14 protein-coding genes and 1 pseudogene are annotated in these 15986 nt (G+C 64.8%); 13 read left to right on the top strand and 2 right to left on the bottom strand.

The window, feature by feature from the left end:
• Positions 1–16 precede the first annotated feature (16 nt).
• Together AVHM3334_RS15410 and AVHM3334_RS15415 are read right to left on the bottom strand one after the other, a co-directional pair.
• The gene (locus AVHM3334_RS15410) at positions 17–1450 is read right to left on the bottom strand and encodes an aldehyde dehydrogenase family protein (protein WP_284413677.1); all 1434 of its coding nucleotides are present in this window, start codon (positions 1448–1450) and stop codon (positions 17–19) included.
• Between the two features lie 115 nt (positions 1451–1565).
• Positions 1566–2270, bottom strand: a pseudogene (locus tag AVHM3334_RS15415) (Crp/Fnr family transcriptional regulator).
• Between the two features lie 195 nt (positions 2271–2465).
• Here AVHM3334_RS15415 and AVHM3334_RS15420 point away from each other — a divergent pair.
• The 13 genes from AVHM3334_RS15420 (at position 2466) to AVHM3334_RS15480 (ending at position 15739) form a co-directional block, all read left to right on the top strand.
• Positions 2466–2996 (top strand): Mpo1 family 2-hydroxy fatty acid dioxygenase, encoded by a 531-nt coding sequence (locus AVHM3334_RS15420; protein WP_284413678.1) that lies wholly within the window; start codon positions 2466–2468, stop codon positions 2994–2996.
• A gap of 227 nt (positions 2997–3223) precedes the next feature.
• Positions 3224–4135: a hypothetical protein gene (locus tag AVHM3334_RS15425; RefSeq protein ID WP_284413680.1), complete on the top strand. Its 912-nt coding sequence runs from the start codon at positions 3224–3226 to the stop codon at positions 4133–4135.
• 541 nt (positions 4136–4676) lie between these two features.
• Positions 4677–5564, top strand: a complete 888-nt coding sequence (locus tag AVHM3334_RS15430) for an IS30 family transposase (protein WP_284413681.1) — start codon at positions 4677–4679, stop codon at positions 5562–5564.
• Between the two features lie 219 nt (positions 5565–5783).
• Positions 5784–6254 (top strand): TorF family putative porin, encoded by a 471-nt coding sequence (locus AVHM3334_RS15435; protein ID WP_284413683.1) that lies wholly within the window; start codon positions 5784–5786, stop codon positions 6252–6254.
• 22 nt (positions 6255–6276) lie between these two features.
• Positions 6277–7227 carry a 3-oxoacyl-[acyl-carrier-protein] synthase III C-terminal domain-containing protein gene (locus AVHM3334_RS15440; RefSeq protein ID WP_284413685.1) on the top strand — a complete coding sequence of 317 codons (951 nt, stop codon included), beginning with the start codon at positions 6277–6279 and terminating at the stop codon, positions 7225–7227.
• Positions 7224–8948 (top strand): non-ribosomal peptide synthetase, encoded by a 1725-nt coding sequence (locus AVHM3334_RS15445; protein ID WP_284413687.1) that lies wholly within the window; start codon positions 7224–7226, stop codon positions 8946–8948. The genes AVHM3334_RS15440 and AVHM3334_RS15445 overlap by 4 nt, the downstream gene beginning before the upstream one ends.
• A complete protein-coding gene (locus AVHM3334_RS15450; RefSeq protein WP_284413689.1) occupies positions 8945–9391 on the top strand; it encodes a VOC family protein in 447 nt (148 codons plus the stop codon). Before AVHM3334_RS15445 ends, AVHM3334_RS15450 begins: the two co-directional genes overlap by 4 nt.
• A gap of 26 nt (positions 9392–9417) precedes the next feature.
• The gene (locus AVHM3334_RS15455) at positions 9418–9873 is read left to right on the top strand and encodes a GNAT family N-acetyltransferase (RefSeq protein WP_284413691.1); all 456 of its coding nucleotides are present in this window, start codon (positions 9418–9420) and stop codon (positions 9871–9873) included.
• A 109-nt stretch (positions 9874–9982) separates the two neighbouring features.
• On the top strand, positions 9983–11371 hold the full coding sequence (locus AVHM3334_RS15460; RefSeq protein WP_284413693.1) for a lysine N(6)-hydroxylase/L-ornithine N(5)-oxygenase family protein: 1389 nt from the start codon (positions 9983–9985) through the stop codon (positions 11369–11371).
• On the top strand, positions 11368–12777 hold the full coding sequence (locus tag AVHM3334_RS15465) for a diaminobutyrate--2-oxoglutarate transaminase family protein (protein ID WP_284413696.1): 1410 nt from the start codon (positions 11368–11370) through the stop codon (positions 12775–12777). Before AVHM3334_RS15460 ends, AVHM3334_RS15465 begins: the two co-directional genes overlap by 4 nt.
• Positions 12774–14237, top strand: coding sequence for a pyridoxal phosphate-dependent decarboxylase family protein (locus AVHM3334_RS15470; protein ID WP_284413697.1), 1464 nt, complete (start codon positions 12774–12776; stop codon positions 14235–14237). Before AVHM3334_RS15465 ends, AVHM3334_RS15470 begins: the two co-directional genes overlap by 4 nt.
• A gap of 198 nt (positions 14238–14435) precedes the next feature.
• Complete coding sequence (locus tag AVHM3334_RS15475; RefSeq protein WP_284413699.1) at positions 14436–15089, top strand: 4'-phosphopantetheinyl transferase family protein; 654 nt, start codon at positions 14436–14438, stop codon at positions 15087–15089.
• Between the two features lie 515 nt (positions 15090–15604).
• The gene (locus tag AVHM3334_RS15480) at positions 15605–15739 is read left to right on the top strand and encodes a hypothetical protein (RefSeq protein ID WP_284413701.1); all 135 of its coding nucleotides are present in this window, start codon (positions 15605–15607) and stop codon (positions 15737–15739) included.
• Positions 15740–15986 lie beyond the last annotated feature (247 nt).

Below are 15986 nucleotides of genomic sequence, written 5' to 3' on the forward strand. Positions count from 1 at the left end.
AATTAGTAGCAATCGACTAGCCATGTCGAATCGCCACCGTCTTGAGCGTGGTGAAGCCGTACAGCGCTTCGAAGCCTTTTTCGCGCCCGTGGCCGCTCGACTTCACACCGCCGAAGGGCAGCTCCACGCCGCCACCCGCGCCGTAGTTGTTGATGAAGACCTGGCCGCTGGCGATGCGCCGCGCCATGCGGAACTGCCGGGCGCCGTCGCGCGTCCACACCCCCGCCACCAGGCCGAAGCGCGTGGCGTTGGCCAGCTCGACCGCATGGTCCTCGTCCTCGAAAGCCATGGCCGAGAGCACTGGGCCGAAAACCTCTTCCTGCGCCAGGCGGTGGTCCACCGGCACGTCGCGCAGCAGCGTGGGCGCCTGGTAGAAGCCCGTTTCGGGCGCTTCGTCCACCACGGTGCCTTGCGCCACCAGCGGAATGCCGGCCACCTGGGCATCGGAGAGAAAGTCCCACACGCGCTGCTGCTGGCTCTGGCGGATGAGCGGCCCCACGTCCAGGTCCATCGCCGCAGGGCCCACGCGCAGCGCCTCGAAGGCGCGGCCCAGGCGCTCCAGCAGCGGCTCGTAGATGAGCGAGTCGATCAGCACGCGCGAGCCGGCCGAGCAGGTCTGCCCCGCGTTCTGCACGATGGCGTTGATGACCACCGGCACCGCCGCATCCAGGTCGGCGTCGGCGAAGATCACCTGCGGGCTCTTGCCGCCCAGCTCCAGCGTCACGGGGCAGTGCCGTTCGGCCGCGGTCTGCTGGATCAGCGTGCCGATGCGCGGACTGCCGGTGAAGCTGATGTGGTCGATGCCCGGGTGCCGGGCCAGCGCATCGCCCGCTTCGTGCCCGTAGCCGGTGACGATGTTGATGGCACCGGCCGGAAAGCCCGCCTGCGCGGCCAGTTGCGCCACGCGCAGCAGCGACAGGCAGGCGTCTTCGGCTGGCTTGACCACGCACACGTTGCCGGCCGCCAGTGCGCCGCCCACGCAGCGCCCGAAGATCTGCATCGGGTAGTTCCACGGAACGATGTGCCCCGTCACGCCGTGCGGCTCGCGCCAGGTGAGCACGCTGTAGCCGTCCAGATAGGGCAGGGTCTCGCCGTGCAGCTTGTCGCAGGCGCCGGCATAGAACTCGAAGTAGCGCGCCAGCGCCAGCGCATCGGCCCGCGCCTGTTTGGTGGGCTTGCCGCAGTCGCGTTGCTCGATGGCGGCCAGTTCCTCGGCGTGCTCGGACACCAGCATCGACAGCCGCATCAGCAGCCGCCCCCGCTCGGCCGGCGCCAGCTTGCGCCATACGGCCTCGTAGCACTGCCGGGCCGCGTGGACCGCCGCGTCGATGTCCTCTTCGGTGCCGCGCTGGATCTCTTCGTAGGGCTGGCCGTCGGACGGATCGGTCACGGCGATGGTGCGGCCGGAAGACGAGGCCACGGGCGCATTGGCGATGTAGTGGAGCTGCATGGGCGGATTGTGCGCCAGCAGGCATCGCCCACGGCGGGCTGAAAGGCGTCCGGGCACCTGCGGCGTGTCGCCAAAAGCACTCGTGCGGGGTGGCGCCGCTCAGTCGTTCAACCGCTCAGCCTCCCGCCGCACGCAGCGCGGGCAGGTCGCACACCTCGATCTCGCCCCGGTGCACGTGCAGCAGGCCGCGCGCCTGCAGGTCCTTCAGGATCTGGTTGATGGTCTGGCGCGAGAGGGCCAGCATCAGCGACAGCTCTTCCTGCGACAGTGCGATCACGCGCCGCGAGCGGCTGGCGTCCGTCCACTGGCCGTAGCCCTCGGCCATCAGCGCCAGCCGGCGCGCCACACGCTGCGGCGCGGGCAGCAGGGCCATCTCTTCCAGGGCGACCAGCGCGGTGCGCAGCTTGTCGGTCAGCAGCAGGGCCAGGGCGTGCCAATGCTGCGGGTTCCGTGCCAGGTGGGCCAGCAATGGGTCCTGCGGCACGTGCAGCAGCGTCGCCGGGGTGGCGGCATGCGCGTCGTGCGTGCGCACCGAGCCGTCGAACAGCGCGATCTCGCCGAACTAGGCCGGCGCCTCCAGCCGCGTGAGCAGCGAGGCACGCGCCTTCTCGCTCTGGCCACCCACGCCCGAGATGTCGATGGCGCCGCGCACCACCGCATACAGCCCGCAGGGCGCATTGCCGCGCAGAAACAGGGCCTCTCCCGCAGCCAGCGACCGGGTTTCCGCCATGTCCATCAGCACCTGCGCCAGGCCGGGCGGCAGCGCGGCGAACCAGCGGCCGGAGCGCAGCGTGGGCAGGTGATCGGCAGGCGAGGTCATGCAGAAGGTGGGGAATGCAAAGGCGGCAAGGCGGCAAAAGGGCGGAGTCGGGGGGCCGGGAAGCACGGGATTTCGCCGGTGCCATGCCTGGCGGGCCATGGGGGTGGCCGTTGTGTCGGCTGGCCGACAGACGCCCGTGCGGCGCTGGGGCGATTATTCCGCGCAGCGTTGACGCACAGACCCCGGAGACACCCTATGAGAAACCTGATCGACCACCTGTCCGGCTATGCCGACTACCACCGCGACCCGCGCAACATCCAGACCCATTTCGTCGGCGTGCCGATGATCATGCTGGCCGTGACGGTGCTGCTCTCGCGCCCCGCATGGCTGCTGGGCGGCCTGCCGGTATCGCTCGCGCTGGTGGCGGCCCTGGCCGCGTGCGTTTTTTATTTCCGGCTCGACGGGCGCTACGGAATCGCCATGGCGCTGGTGCTCGCCGCCATGCTGGCCGTGGGCCAGTGGCTGGCGGCGCAATCGACCGCGCTGTGGCTGGGCGCGGGGCTCGGGCTCTTCATCGTGGGCTGGGTGATCCAGTTCGTGGGCCACTACTACGAAGGCCGCAAGCCCGCGTTCGTCGATGATCTGGCGGGCCTGATCGTCGGGCCGCTGTTCGTGGCGGCCGAGCTGGGCTTTGCGATGGGGCTGCGCCGTGAGGTGCAGGCGGCCATCGAGGCACGCTCGGGGCCTGTACACGTTCCACCGCGGGGGCAAGGCAGGGCTGCTTGAAAGCGTCTTATTGGGAGCATTTACCTCGGCGGCCTTGAATCGAAGGCCGATCCAATAACGAAGGCAGTTGGGATTCACTAAAGCATTTGTCGAAAAATAGCCAGTCGATTTCGGCGCGGCGCTGGTTTGGTCGGTTTATTGGCACGCAGATGTAACCGGGTGAAATTGATTTAAAAAATATCTGCGCCTCGCATAGGCTACGGGCCCTTTCAAACCATTGGTCAACCATGAATCGCCCAGGCATTAAAAATCTTTCCAACAACGCTGGCCATTTCAAACTCTCCAAAACCACCAACACGGTACTCGGCGCCATCGCCCTTTGTGTGTTATCCGCATGCGGCGGCGGAGGTGGGAGCGATAGCGGCATCGCCGCAACCCCAGGCGGCGCCACTCCCACGACACCTGCCCCCGGCGATATCGCGCCTGTGACGCCTGCCCCTGCGCCCTCGACCGTTGCCAGTGATTGCGGTGAAGATGGCAACGTCCTCACGGTGGCGGGCAATACCGCTCAGATCGATGGAAACGTTTATCACTCCGACGGCACGACGGTCATTTCCACCCAGCAGCGCAAATTCGCTACGTCGAATGGCGCAAGCTTTCGCGACAAGACCGGCCTGTTTCTGGTGAATCAGGTCAATACCACCACTTACAGCAATGCGGCAGTGAATGGCAGTTTCGGCGGCAGCGTCATGACGACGACCGCAAACAATTATTCGAGCGTTGTCGGTGATGCGCGGCAGACCTATGGGTTGACGGTTTCCAATCTCTTTCAAGGCACTACCACCACGGCCAGCAGCTATTTCACGCCTTACGCTTATACCGGTGCGCCTCTGAATCCGGCGCTGGGCACGGCCTATACGGCCAGCTACTCCACCACGACGGAAAGCGGCGGGACGACGCAGCCTGCGCTGGCGCAGAGCAGCATCACCACCTACTCAGCAGAGTCGGTCAGCGTGCTTGCCGGAACGTTTCCCGCCTGCAAGATCAAGGTCGAGGTGACTGGCGGCGCCACCATTGCCAACGTCAGCTATGCCTGGCTGGTGGCATCGGGCCGGTACAAGGGCCTGGTCGTCCGCACGGCCAATGCCAGCGGCGTCAAGACATCGGAGGCGACACGCCTGCTGGTGAACGGGCAATAACAGGGAATCACACAACTGCCAGAGGTGGAAAACACCGCTGGGTTGCAAGCAGAACCCATGCAGCATTTTCCGCCTTGGCAATCCGCGCGCTCGCTGCCGACGCATGCTGGACCAGTCATAGAACGCTACCGATCCTTGCGGCGATCGGGATCGGTTCGCCTTCGTCTGCCAGCCATGCAACAATTTTTAACTTTTAAGTGATTTAAATATTGTTTTAAAGTTGAAATTTGACGCTTCACGTTGGCGCAAATTTTTTGGTCTTGAGGGTTCGATGGTCCATCAATAAAAGCTACCAACAGCTACCAACCCGTGAGTCTGATCCACCCTGTGGTTCGGCGGCCTCAAGTTTGAAGTGCGACACGGCGCAACCTGTAAGGTACCGCCCAAATGGGAACCCACTACTCGCATATCACGCAGATTGATCGGATGTCGATCCATGCCTTGCTGCAAGCCAAACTCAGCGGCCCGCAGATCGCCCGCAAACTGAACTTCAGCCGCTGCACGATCCACCGAGAGATCAACCGCAGCCAAGGCCACGCCCATGGCCTTGCCTGGCAGCTACCAGGCCAATCGACGCGCTGGTGCGGCCACACGCCGCAAGCTGGGCTCGGACACGAACTCGCCTTTGTGGCGCACGGTGTCGAGCGGCCTGCGCCGCAGTTGGTCGCCCCAGCAGATCGCAGGCAAACTGCCACGCATGAACAAGGCAGCGATCCAGGGCGGGCTTACATTGCCCGACCCACCCATGTCGGTCTCGCACGAGACGATCTACTGCGCCATCCATGCGATGCCGCGCAGCACCCTGCGCACTGAACTGGTCGGGCTGCTGCGCAAGAGCCACAAGAGCCGTCTGCCACGCAGCCGTGGCACCGCCCGCAGGGGCGGCCTTCCCAACATGATCAACATCAGCCTGCGCCCGCCCGAGGTGGCCGCGCGCATCGTGCCCGGTCATTGGGAGGGCGACTTGATCAAAGGGGCGATGAACCGCTCCTCGGTGGGCACGCTGGTTGAGCGCCTGAGCCGCTACACCATGCTGGTCAAGCTCGATGGCAACACCGCCCAGGATGTGCTCGAAGGCTTCAAACGTCGACTCAAAAACATTCCCGAGAGCTTGCGCAAGACCATGACGTACGACCAAGGCTCGGAGATGGCGCTGCATGAAACCCTCAGTGCACAACTGAAGATGGACATCTACTTTTGCGACCCGCATAGCCCATGGCAGCGCGGCTCCAACGAGAACGCCAACGGCCTGGTGCGCCAATTCCTACCCAAGGGCATGGACCTCAGCCAGATCAGTCATCAGCAGCTCACCGCCATCGAGCACAGTCTGAACCACCGGCCTCGCAAAATACTCAACTTCCATTCCCCGCATGAAGTGTTCTCACAACTCACTGCGGATCTCATTGCCGGCGTTGCACTTCAAGCTTGAGACCGCCCTTCCAAGGCCGACCGCATGCGCACGCATTGGGAGCTGGACGCGCGAACCATGTAATCGGCTGCGTCATCGGTAGCCTGATCGACTACGCCACCGACGAGAGCTGCTTCGGCGATAGGCGAGCGCTCGTAGCCCGCAAAACCACTACAATGCGCTAACTATTTCACGGGAGCAGCCTGCCATTTTTAGGATTGCTTTCAGCAGGGGGGTTATTTGAAAAATCAGTCGCCAGCCGTTCAGAGTGGATCGAAAGCTCTCGTCATTTTTCTTTGCGTCATCGGGTGGCCGACGGCGCAGGCTGAATCTGACAATTCAGCGTTCGTCTATTCATCGCAATTAAATCTCACGTCAAATTACATCTTGCGCGGTTTGTCGCAAACTTGGGGCAAGCCGGCAGTGCAGGCCACCTTGTCGGCATCGCACCGGTCGGGTGCGTATGCGAGTTTTTTCGTGTCCAACGTTACCGATAAATTCATCCCCGACGCGGCGCTGGAAACCGATTTTACGGTTGGCTATAAGGCCTCTGCGGGTCCCGTCGAACTCGACACGGGTGGTGTGTTGATCGTCTATCCGGGCTCGAACTACGCCAATACGTCCGCCTCGCCCCACTACGAGCCCTCCGCCCCGACCTCGGTAGAACTGTGGAAGGTGGTCGTGCGCCAGTCTCTGTACTGGAAGGACTGAGGGCTCGCAGGGACACACCACCATGACGATTCGTCCTGTAGCCCCTCCGGCCGCACCCCGCCCCGTCTACCTCGGCGCCTTGCGGTACGAGGCGGGCGAACTGGTCGCGCTGGAAGAGGTCGTTCCCAGCGATGCCACGCGTGCCCGCTTGCGCCACGCAGACCACGGGGCCGATACCCTGGCCCGATCCTCCCGCAGCGCCCTTGATCTGGCACAGGCCGCGATCGAGTCCTGCCTGAAAAGTGACGCGAGGCCGCGCGAAGCCATCGACGCGGTGATCCTCGCGTCGAACGGCCTGGACGCGGCCGGCGGCCTCGACTTGGCCTGGCTCGGCGAATCGAGCCTGCGCTTGGGGCTGTCGCGGGCCGTCCATTACCACGTCGGTATGGCCGGGTGCGCGGGCTTTCACTGGGCCGCGCGACTGGCTGCCAGTCTGGTCGCAGCCGACCAGTGCGACAGCGTCCTCATCGTCACCTTCGACAAGGGAGAAGGCGCGCTGCAGCGTCTGTACGGTGAGGACACCGACTTCCCCTACCTCACCGGCGATGCCGCCGCCGCATGCCTCGTCGGCGGCTCTCCGCAGGGTCTGGATTACCGGCTTCAAGGCAAGATCGTCAACGTCTGGGATGGTGCGCAGGCAATCCGGCCGAGTCTGGACGCGGAAGTGGGCTGCATCTACGAGCTCCTGACGACGACCTGCGCCAGTGCCGGCCTGAGCATGGATGACGTGGACACGTTCATCACGAACAACTACTCCTTGGACATGAGCCGCCTGTACTGCCAGATCGCTGGCGTGGGTGAGGCCAAGGCGTTCACGCAGACCATCGCCACCCACGCCCACTGCTTCGGCTCGGACAACCTCATCAACCTGCATCACGCCCAGAAACGCCTGCCGCTCACAGCCGGCCAGCGCGCGATGCTCTTCAGCGCGGGCCCGTTCCAGTGGGGCGCCTGCATCCTGGAGAAGCTATGACCCGCGAGGACTCCATGAGGTCGACCGTGATCGACCGGTTCAACGACGTCTGCACCCAGCACCCAGACGCCCTCGCCCTCATCTCGGACGAGGTGCGCCTCGACTACGCGCGACTGCACGCAAGGGTGGCCCGCATGGCCGGCCTCATTGAGCATCATTTCGCCGCTGCGGTGGGCCGCGCACCACGGGCGGAGGACATCGTCGCCCTCTCGCTCTACAAGGGCGTGGACCTGTACGTCGCGATATTGGCCACATTGTGGGTGGGCGCCGGCTACGTCCCGCTCGACCCGACGCTGGCGGCCGACCTCCAGGCCCACATACTCGACACCAGCTGCGCTGCGTTTGTGGTGACGACGCGGCAATCGCCAGCCGCCGCTGCCGACCGATGCATCGACCCGCGCGACGCTGAGGCATGCGCACCGTCACCAGCCGCCGCGCCTCGCGCGCCTGAAGATGGATGCTACACCATTTTCACCTCCGGCTCCACCGGGCGGCCCAAGGGCGTGCGCATTACCGATCGCAATCTTCTGAACCTGGTCGACTGGATGCGGGCGGAGTTCGCGTTCGCTCCCGGCCGGCGCGTGTTGCAGTACTCGACGATCAACTTTGACGCGTCGATCCTGGACATCTTCCCGACCCTGCTGTCCGGCGCCGCCCTGTGCATCCCGACCGGGGATCAGCGCCTGTCCGCCGCCCTGCTGGAGGAGTTCTGCACTCGCCACCAAGTCGACCTCGCCTTCCTGCCACCTGCTCTGCTGGGTGTGCTCGACGCTGCGCGCTTTCCGGCGCTGCGCGACGTCCTCACCGGTGGCGAGGCGTGCAGCCCCGCCACCCTCGCGAACTGGGGCGCGGGCCGCCGTCTCTACAACCTGTACGGCCCCACCGAGTGCACAGTGCTGGTGAGCTTCAAGCCGATGGCGACCGCTACCGACCGCACCAATATCGGCCAGGCGATCCCGGGCGTGCGACTGCATGTGCTCGACGATGACGGCCGGCCCGCCGCACGCGGCGAACTGCATGTGGCAGGCGTGGCGGTGTCGTCCGGCTACGTGGGCAATGAGGCGGCGACGCGGGCCCTGTTCGTCGCGTGTCCGGCGGTCGATGACGGGCTGCTATACAAGACCGGCGACATCGTTGATCGCGACACCCACGGCGACCTCCATTTCGTCGGCCGCACTGATCGCCAGGTGAAGGTGCGCGGCTACCGCATTGAACTTGAGGAGATCGAGGGTGCGCTGGTAAGACTCGGATGCCCGCAGGCGGCCGTGAAGCTGTCCTACGGCGAATTGGTCGCCTACGTCGTACTGCCCACCGGCCAGGACATCGACGACCTGCGCCGTCGACTCGCCGAGACGGTCGGCGAGTTCAAGGTGCCATCGATCTTCCGCGCGTTCGAGCGTCTGCCGCTCAAGCCAAGCGGCAAGATGGACCACGACGCCTTACCCGACCTCGCGCCCGCTGAAACGCCCACGGCGCCCACGCCCCCCGAGCCCGCGTCGGACGTCCTGGTTCAGCTCACCGCGCTGTGGAGCGACGTCCTCGGCGTGCCCGCCCACACGCTCGATGCGGGTTCGAACTTCCGCCATCTGGGTGGCACCTCCATCAAGATCGTCCGCATGCTCAGCGCGATCGAACGCCGCTTTGCGGTGCGCGTCCCGTTCGCCGAGTTTCTTCACAACCCCACCCTGGGATTCCTGTTCACTGCCCTGCAAACCCCATGAACCTGCCCATCCTGCCCAACCTGAACCACATCGGCCTGACCGTCCACAGCATCGAGGAGACGCTGAACTTCTACCGACAGCTAACCGATGTGGAGATCTACGAGGAATCGACGCATATCGGCGGCGACGGCGTCGGCAAGATCATCGCGGTCGACAAGCCCGACTACCACTCCTGCATGGCGCGCATCGGCAACCGCAACTTCGAGTTGATCGAGCACCACAGCTCCAAGGGACGCCATCTCTACGCGCACCACAACGACGTGTGCGGCATCCACCTGGCCTTCATGGTTTCGGACATCGACGAGGTCTTCCGCCGCGTGAAGGCTCTTGGGCTGGAGCCGACCACCGCCGAGCCCTACACCGCGCACGAACTCGGCGGCTACAAGGCGTTCTTCTTCCGCGACCTCAACGGGGTGCAGATCGAGATCGGCCAGATCAACTGATCCGTCTATTAACCAAGGGCACATCCATGCAAGTCATCCACTGCACCGAAGCGCATCTCGATGTCCTGTCGGAGCTGTTCAACGACTACCGCATCTTCTACGAGCAGCCCAGCGACGTGCCGGCCTGCCGCGCCTTCATCCAGCAGAACCTGCAGCAGAACCGCTCGAAGATCTTCCTGCTGCTGGACGACGAGGGCAGGGCGGCCGGCTTCTCGCAGCTCTACCCGTCGGTGTGCTCAATCAGCATGCGGCCGTATTACTATCTGTCCGACCTGTACGTGGCCAAGTCCACCCGCCGGAACGGGCACGCGCGCCACCTGATGAACTACATCACCGACCACTTCATGAACCTGGGTTCGCAGCGCCTCACCCTCGACACCGCGACCACCAACAAGATCGCGCAGGCCCTGTACGAATCGCTGGGCTATGAGCGCGAAGAGGTCTACATCACCTACCACCAGGTGCTGAAGACGCCCGCCTGAATCGTCGACGCCGGCCGGCAAAGCCATCCCGGCTTCCCCCTTCCGACTGTTCTCCTGCGCGCCGCAGGGCAGCGTTGTGCTTTCGCCCGTCCGCACCCGGCATCGATCAATGAACCACCGCCACATGGATATCCCCCCTGCCCAGTCCAGCGAGATACTCGACCTGATCGGGATCGGGATCGGACCCTTCAATCTGGGGCTCGCGTCGTTGCTCCAACCCGTCGACACCGTGAAGGCGCGCTTCTTCGACTCCAAGGCCTCGTTCGTCTGGCACGACGGCCTCTTGCTCGAGGACTGCCATCTGCAGGTGCCGTTCATGGCCGACCTGGTCACGATGGTGGACCCGACGAGCCCGTTCAGCTTCCTGAACTACCTGTGCGTCCATGGGCGCATCTACCAGTTCTATTTCTACGAGCGGTTCCAGATCCCGCGCATCGAGTACAACCGTTATTGCCGCTGGGTGGCGGGGCAGCTGGCGTCTCTGCGGTTCGGCATGGAGGTGGTCGAAGTGGTCGAGCAGGCCGGGCTGTTCTGCGTCACCACCCGGGACGTGGAAAGCCACGCGCTGTCGTACCACCTCGCGCGCAATGTCGTGCTGGGTGTGGGCACCACGCCCACGGTACCGCCGGGCATGGCGTCGTTGCTCGACGGCCAGGACTTCGTGCACTCCGCGCACTACCGCTTTGCTCGTGAACGACTGCGGGAGAAGGCGAGCATTACCATCGTGGGCAACGGCCAGAGCGCCGCCGAGTGCTTCCTCGACTTGCTGCGCCACCAGCCGCAGTGTGGCTACGAGCTGAACTGGCTCACGCGCAGCAGCGGCTTTTTCCCAATGGAGTACTCCAAGCTCGGGCTGGAGCACTTCTCGCCCGACTACACCGACCACTTCTTCCGCCTGCCCGAGGCCACGCGCCGCAAAATCCTCGCCACGCAGGGCAACTGGTACAAGGGCATCTCTCTGAGCACCATTGCCGAGATCTACGACGCCCTCTACATGCGCAGCGTCGACGGCGTCGACGGCCAGGTCGTCCTGCAATCGCGCAGCGAACTCGTCCACGCCGAGCGCAGCGGGCCGGGCTGGTCGCTGTCGTTCCGCCACGTCGAGCTCGATAAGGCCTTCCAGGTTCGCACGGACGCCGTCGTGCTCGGCTCCGGATACCGTCACGCGTTTCCGCCCTGCATGGACAGGCTCGCCGGGGCCATCGAGGTCGACGGCGACGGCCGGCCGCTCGTGCGGCGCGACTACACGCTGCAGGCCCGCTTCGCGGGCACGGGCCAGATCTTTGTGCAGAACGCCGAGATGCACACGCACGGCATCTCGGCGCCCGACCTCGGCCTGGGGGCCGCTCGCAACGCAGCCATCGTCAACCAGCTGACAGGCACCGATCGCTACCCCGCCGCTACCCGCACCGTGTTCCAAACCTTCGGCATCGCCGAGCGGTGGCGTACCGCCGCCGGGATCCCCACATCCAACGACAGGGAAACTGACCTCACATGAACGACCCACGAGCTCTCCGTCTCGCCGCGCGGCAGAACCCGCTTCCCCTCGTTCCACCATCCGCGCTGCGCGAATTGGCCTGTTGCGCCGAGCTGGCCAACCAAGAACGGCTGGAGTCGAACGTCCGCTCCTACCCACGTCGCTTTCCACTGGCGATCCAGCGCGCGCAGGGCGCGGTGGTGCAGGACACTGCCGGCCAAGTCTACCTCGACTGCCTGGCTGGCGCCGGCGCACTCGCACTGGGCCACAACCATCCCGAGGTCGTGCATTCGATGGTCGAGAACCTGCAGGCCGGCTTGCCCATGCAGACGCTGGACATAACGACGCCGGTCAAGGACGTCTTCATCCAGGAAGTGATGCGCTTCCTGCCCGTCGAATTCGCGCGGGACGCCTGCATCCAGTTCTGCGGCCCTTCCGGTGCCGACGCAGTGGAGGCCGCCATCAAGCTGGCCAAGCAGTTCACGGGCCGCAACACGATCGCCGCTTTCCACGGGGCCTACCATGGCATGACCAACGGGTCGCAGGCACTGATGGGCAACCTTGGCTCCAAGCAGCGTCGCACAGGCCTGATGGCCGACGTGCATTTCTTCCCTTTCCCCTACCACCTGCGCTGCAAGTTCGGGCAGGGCGGCGAGGCGGGTGAACGAGCGTCCATCCGCTATCTCGAGTCGGTGCTGCACGACCAGGAAAGCGGCATTGTCAAACCGGCCGCCATCATCGTCGAGCCCATCCAGGGCGAAGGCGGGGTGCTGCCCGCGTCCGTGGCCTGGCTGCGTGAACTGCGCCGCATCACGCGCGAGCTCGACATCCTGCTCATCCTCGACGAGATCCAGTGCGGCGTCGGCCGCTCAGGTCGCCACTTCGCGTTCGAGCATGCGGACATCGTGCCCGACGTGCTCGTGATGTCGAAGGCGGTCGGTGGCGGCATGCCCTTGTCCTGCCTGGTGTTCAACAAGCGATTCGACAACTGGAACCCGGGCGAGCATGCGGGCACCTTCCGTGGCAACCAGATCGCCATGGTGGCCGGCGCCACGACGCTCCAGATCATCCAGCGCGATCAACTCGCTCGCCACGCATCGCGCATGGGCAGCCTGTTGCTGGACCGGCTGATGACTCTGCGAGCCGACCATCCGTGCATCGCCGACGTGCGCGGCAAGGGTCTGATGTTGGGGGTGGAGATCGTCGTGCCAGGCAAGCAGGACGCGCTTGGCCACCCGCTGGCGGACGCCGGGCAGGCCAACCGTATCCAGCGTTCGGCGCTGCAGCGCGGCCTCATCATCGAGAAGGGCGGCCGTCACGGAGCCGTGCTGCGCTTTCTGCCACCGCTCAACATCACTGAAGAACAGGTCGACTTCGCGGCACGCGTCTTCGCGCAGGCGGCCGAAGAAAACCGGACGCCGGCATGAGCGACGAGGCCTGGTTCGACCAGTTCATCCAACTGGGCGCGGGCGGCGCGACGCGCTACGGTGCGGCCATGCAGGCCTGCACTGCGCAGCTCACCACGCTGTTCGAGCGCGTGACGGGCCCGTATTCGGGGCTGGATCCGGCGGAACTCCTGCGTCGCCTTCACGCCGTCGACTTCTCTGCCACCAGCGTGCGGCCACTGGACGACGTGCTGGAAGAGGTCAGCCGCGACATCGCCTCCCACGCCATCGTTGTCCAGCACCCGAATTGCATCGCCCACCTGCACACGCCGCCGCTCGTGAGCAGCTTGGCGGCCGAACGCTTCATCGCGGCGCAGAACCTGTCGATGGACTCGTGGGACCAATCGGGCGCGGCCACCTTCGTGGAGCAGAAGGTTGTCGGCCACCTGTGCGGGCTGTTCGGCTACCCCGACGGGGCCGACGGCGTCTTCACCAGCGGTGGCACGCAGAGCAACATCATGGCCCTGCTGATGGCGCGAGACTGGTTCCTATGGGAGCGGTACCAATACCGCGTCCAGTTCAACGGGCTCGGGGCGTTCGCCGAGCGGCTGCGCATCGTCGCGTCCGCCAAGAGCCACTTCACGGTGGACAAGGCGGCCTCCGTCATGGGGCTCGGTGAGAAGGCTGTGGTGAAGGTGCCCGTGCTCGATGACGGCAGCATGGACGCTAACCAGTTGGACGCCATCGTCGACCAGCTGCTCGCCGACGGCCTGATCGCGTTCGCCCTCGTGGGCACTGCCGGGACGACCGACCACGGCGCGATCGACGACCTGGGACGCCTCGCCGCCGTCGCCCGCCGCCACGGCATGTGGTTCCATGTGGACGGGGCCTACGGTTCTGCCCTCATCCTCGGCGAGGAGCGGCACCGTCTGGCGGGCCTCGAGCAGTCGGACTCGCTGACGGTCGATTTCCACAAGATGTGGTTCCAGGCTGTGAGCTGCGGCACGCTGCTGCTGCGCGAGGGCACGCGCTTCCGGCACCTGCTCTACAAATCGGAATACCTCAACCGCGACACCGACGACCTGCCCAACCTCGTTGACAAGACGCTGTCCACGACGCGCCGCTTCGACGCCCTAAAGGTTTACGTGATGCTGCGCGCCGTGGGCACCGAGGTGCTGGGGCGCATGGTGGACCACTTGCTACGGCAGACGCGCAAGGTGGCCGACCTCGTCCGGTTGCACAGTGGCTTCGAGCTGCTGGCGCCGCCACGCCTGTCAACGCTGCTGTTCCGGTACGTAGGCCATGCGGCAGGCGGCGACATGGACGCCTTCAACCGGCGGTTGCGCGCGCACCTGCTGACCAGCGGGCAGGCCGTGCTCGGCGAGACAACGATCGCTGGGCGCGCTGCGTTGAAGCTGACCCTGCTGAACCCGTGCCTGCTCATGGATGACTTCGATCGCCTTCTTTCGATGATCGCCGACGCAGCTGAACGGCTGGATTGAGCCGCAGCCCACGCCCAGCCGGGACCCCGAAGCGACACAAACGACCGCGGTGGCACCAGGTACAACTCTGCCTCGAACAGAAGCGTGGCCGGCCGCTTGCGGTCCGACAAGACGAGGAACATCTCAAGTGGAACGCATCCGAGATCCGCAACGGCCCTCGCGCTGGCAAGCCGCGCGAGCGCAATGGCGGGGTATGCGATGACGGCCTTTGACGAACTGCTACCGCGCGGAACAGCCATCGTTGAGGCGGAGCTCGGTGCCTGCTGGGAGACTGGTCTGTGGCCCGAGGAAGAGCCGCACATCGCCCGTGCCATCGACCAGCGTCGCCGCGAGTTCACGGCGGGCCGCAACTGTGCGCGGCGCGCTCTTGCTGTCCTCAGAGTTGCACCTGCGGCGATCGGCGTCGGGCCTGCGGGTGAGCCGCTCTTCCCGCCAGGAGTTTCGGGCAGCATCACGCACACCGGCCAATACTGCGCGGCCGCCGCGATCGCCAGCGAAGACATCGCGAGTATCGGCATCGACGCCGACACGCGCAGGCCCCTGCCGGGCGGCGCGGCCGACGTGATCCTGCGCCCCGAGGAACAGCAGACGCTCACCAGTGCAGCACCTTTCGCCGGCAAGCTGGTGTTCTGCATCAAGGAGGCGTTCTACAAGGCATATTTCCAGCGCGCGGCGCGCTACTTGGACTTTCAGGACGCTCACGTGACGTTGATGCTGTCCGAGCGGCGCTTCGAGATCCGAGTGGTGGGCGAGTACGCTGCAGCCTGGAGCCGCGAGCGCGTGTTCGAGGGCCGCTATGCGATGGACGATGCGCGGATTTACGCGGCCGTGGCGCTGATGCATCGCCCATGAACTGCACGCATGGGCAATCTGAACCGCCCCGGGTTACGCCAATGCTCAAAACTTAAGCCGCCTGGAGTCACCCCTTGTAGAGGGGCGGCCGGGATTTATGTGATTTCACGCCAAAAGTAGCTTAGGGAGGGGCTGCAAAACCCCTGAAATCCCCAAAAAATTCCTTGTAAGTCGTTGATTTTATTGGGTTTGGATTTGGGGAAGCGAGGTTTTTCAGAAGGTCCTTAGGCCGTTGATCCCGCTAAGGTATTCAGAAATCTAAGTTCACCCAGCCCTGATAATTGTGCATGGTCGTACCTCCCTCGGCCCCCGTCTTTCCTCCCTGGACGGGCTGCGACAGCGCAGTTCAAGCGGCTCCCACTGAAGGGCCCGCCATTTGTCAAGTGAGCAGGCTTCTGGCAAGTCAAGGGTGACGCGTCAATACAAAAAGTAATAAATGACAATTATTTAATAACCAAAAGGCTTATGAGTCAAAACTGGCCGTATCCTGGCTTGCCCTCCTGATCTCAGGCACCATGGACGAGGGTGTTTGGAAACTGCTCGATCGCAAGCAGGAGACCGAGCGCGACGTGGTGGAGTCGCAGACGGCTGAATCAGGTGGGGCGGTGGCTACGGCCGCCGAGTCGCCCTGGCTGGCTGTGGCCGCGTAGGACCGCACAGACCACTTCGACGCTGAATCAGGGGAGCCTCCAATGTGGATGCCGGATCACCGATTCGAGGATTTTGACCTGGCGGCAGATGCCTGGGAATGGCTGCATACCGAGTCCGCTCTGAACAATTCCGTTCTCAACCGCAGACAGGTCGGCGATCACGGGGAGCGGCGAACAGTGCCGCGATGACCGCCTTCATCGGCAGCCCGAATCGGGCGCAAAAAAGCCGCAGCGCGGCCAGGATCAG

It is taken from the genome of Acidovorax sp. SUPP3334, from assembly GCF_030159055.1.
Classification (GTDB): domain Bacteria; phylum Pseudomonadota; class Gammaproteobacteria; order Burkholderiales; family Burkholderiaceae_C; genus Paracidovorax.

Excerpts from the sequence above, each read along its gene's own strand:
- AVHM3334_RS15410 (WP_284413677.1), bottom strand. The coding sequence starts at position 1,450 with ATGCAGCTCCACTACATCGCCAATGCGCCCGTGGCCTCGTCTTCCGGC.
- AVHM3334_RS15425 (WP_284413680.1), top strand. The coding sequence starts at position 3,224 with ATGAATCGCCCAGGCATTAAAAATCTTTCCAACAACGCTGGCCATTTC.
- AVHM3334_RS15430 (WP_284413681.1), top strand. The coding sequence starts at position 4,677 with ATGGCCTTGCCTGGCAGCTACCAGGCCAATCGACGCGCTGGTGCGGCC.
- AVHM3334_RS15440 (WP_284413685.1), top strand. The coding sequence starts at position 6,277 with ATGACGATTCGTCCTGTAGCCCCTCCGGCCGCACCCCGCCCCGTCTAC.
- AVHM3334_RS15445 (WP_284413687.1), top strand. The coding sequence starts at position 7,224 with ATGACCCGCGAGGACTCCATGAGGTCGACCGTGATCGACCGGTTCAAC.
- AVHM3334_RS15450 (WP_284413689.1), top strand. The coding sequence starts at position 8,945 with ATGAACCTGCCCATCCTGCCCAACCTGAACCACATCGGCCTGACCGTC.
- AVHM3334_RS15420 (WP_284413678.1), top strand. The coding sequence starts at position 2,466 with ATGAGAAACCTGATCGACCACCTGTCCGGCTATGCCGACTACCACCGC.
- AVHM3334_RS15460 (WP_284413693.1), top strand. The coding sequence starts at position 9,983 with ATGAACCACCGCCACATGGATATCCCCCCTGCCCAGTCCAGCGAGATA.
- AVHM3334_RS15470 (WP_284413697.1), top strand. The coding sequence starts at position 12,774 with ATGAGCGACGAGGCCTGGTTCGACCAGTTCATCCAACTGGGCGCGGGC.
- AVHM3334_RS15455 (WP_284413691.1), top strand. The coding sequence starts at position 9,418 with ATGCAAGTCATCCACTGCACCGAAGCGCATCTCGATGTCCTGTCGGAG.
- AVHM3334_RS15465 (WP_284413696.1), top strand. The coding sequence starts at position 11,368 with ATGAACGACCCACGAGCTCTCCGTCTCGCCGCGCGGCAGAACCCGCTT.
- AVHM3334_RS15480 (WP_284413701.1), top strand. The coding sequence starts at position 15,605 with ATGGACGAGGGTGTTTGGAAACTGCTCGATCGCAAGCAGGAGACCGAG.
- AVHM3334_RS15475 (WP_284413699.1), top strand. The coding sequence starts at position 14,436 with ATGACGGCCTTTGACGAACTGCTACCGCGCGGAACAGCCATCGTTGAG.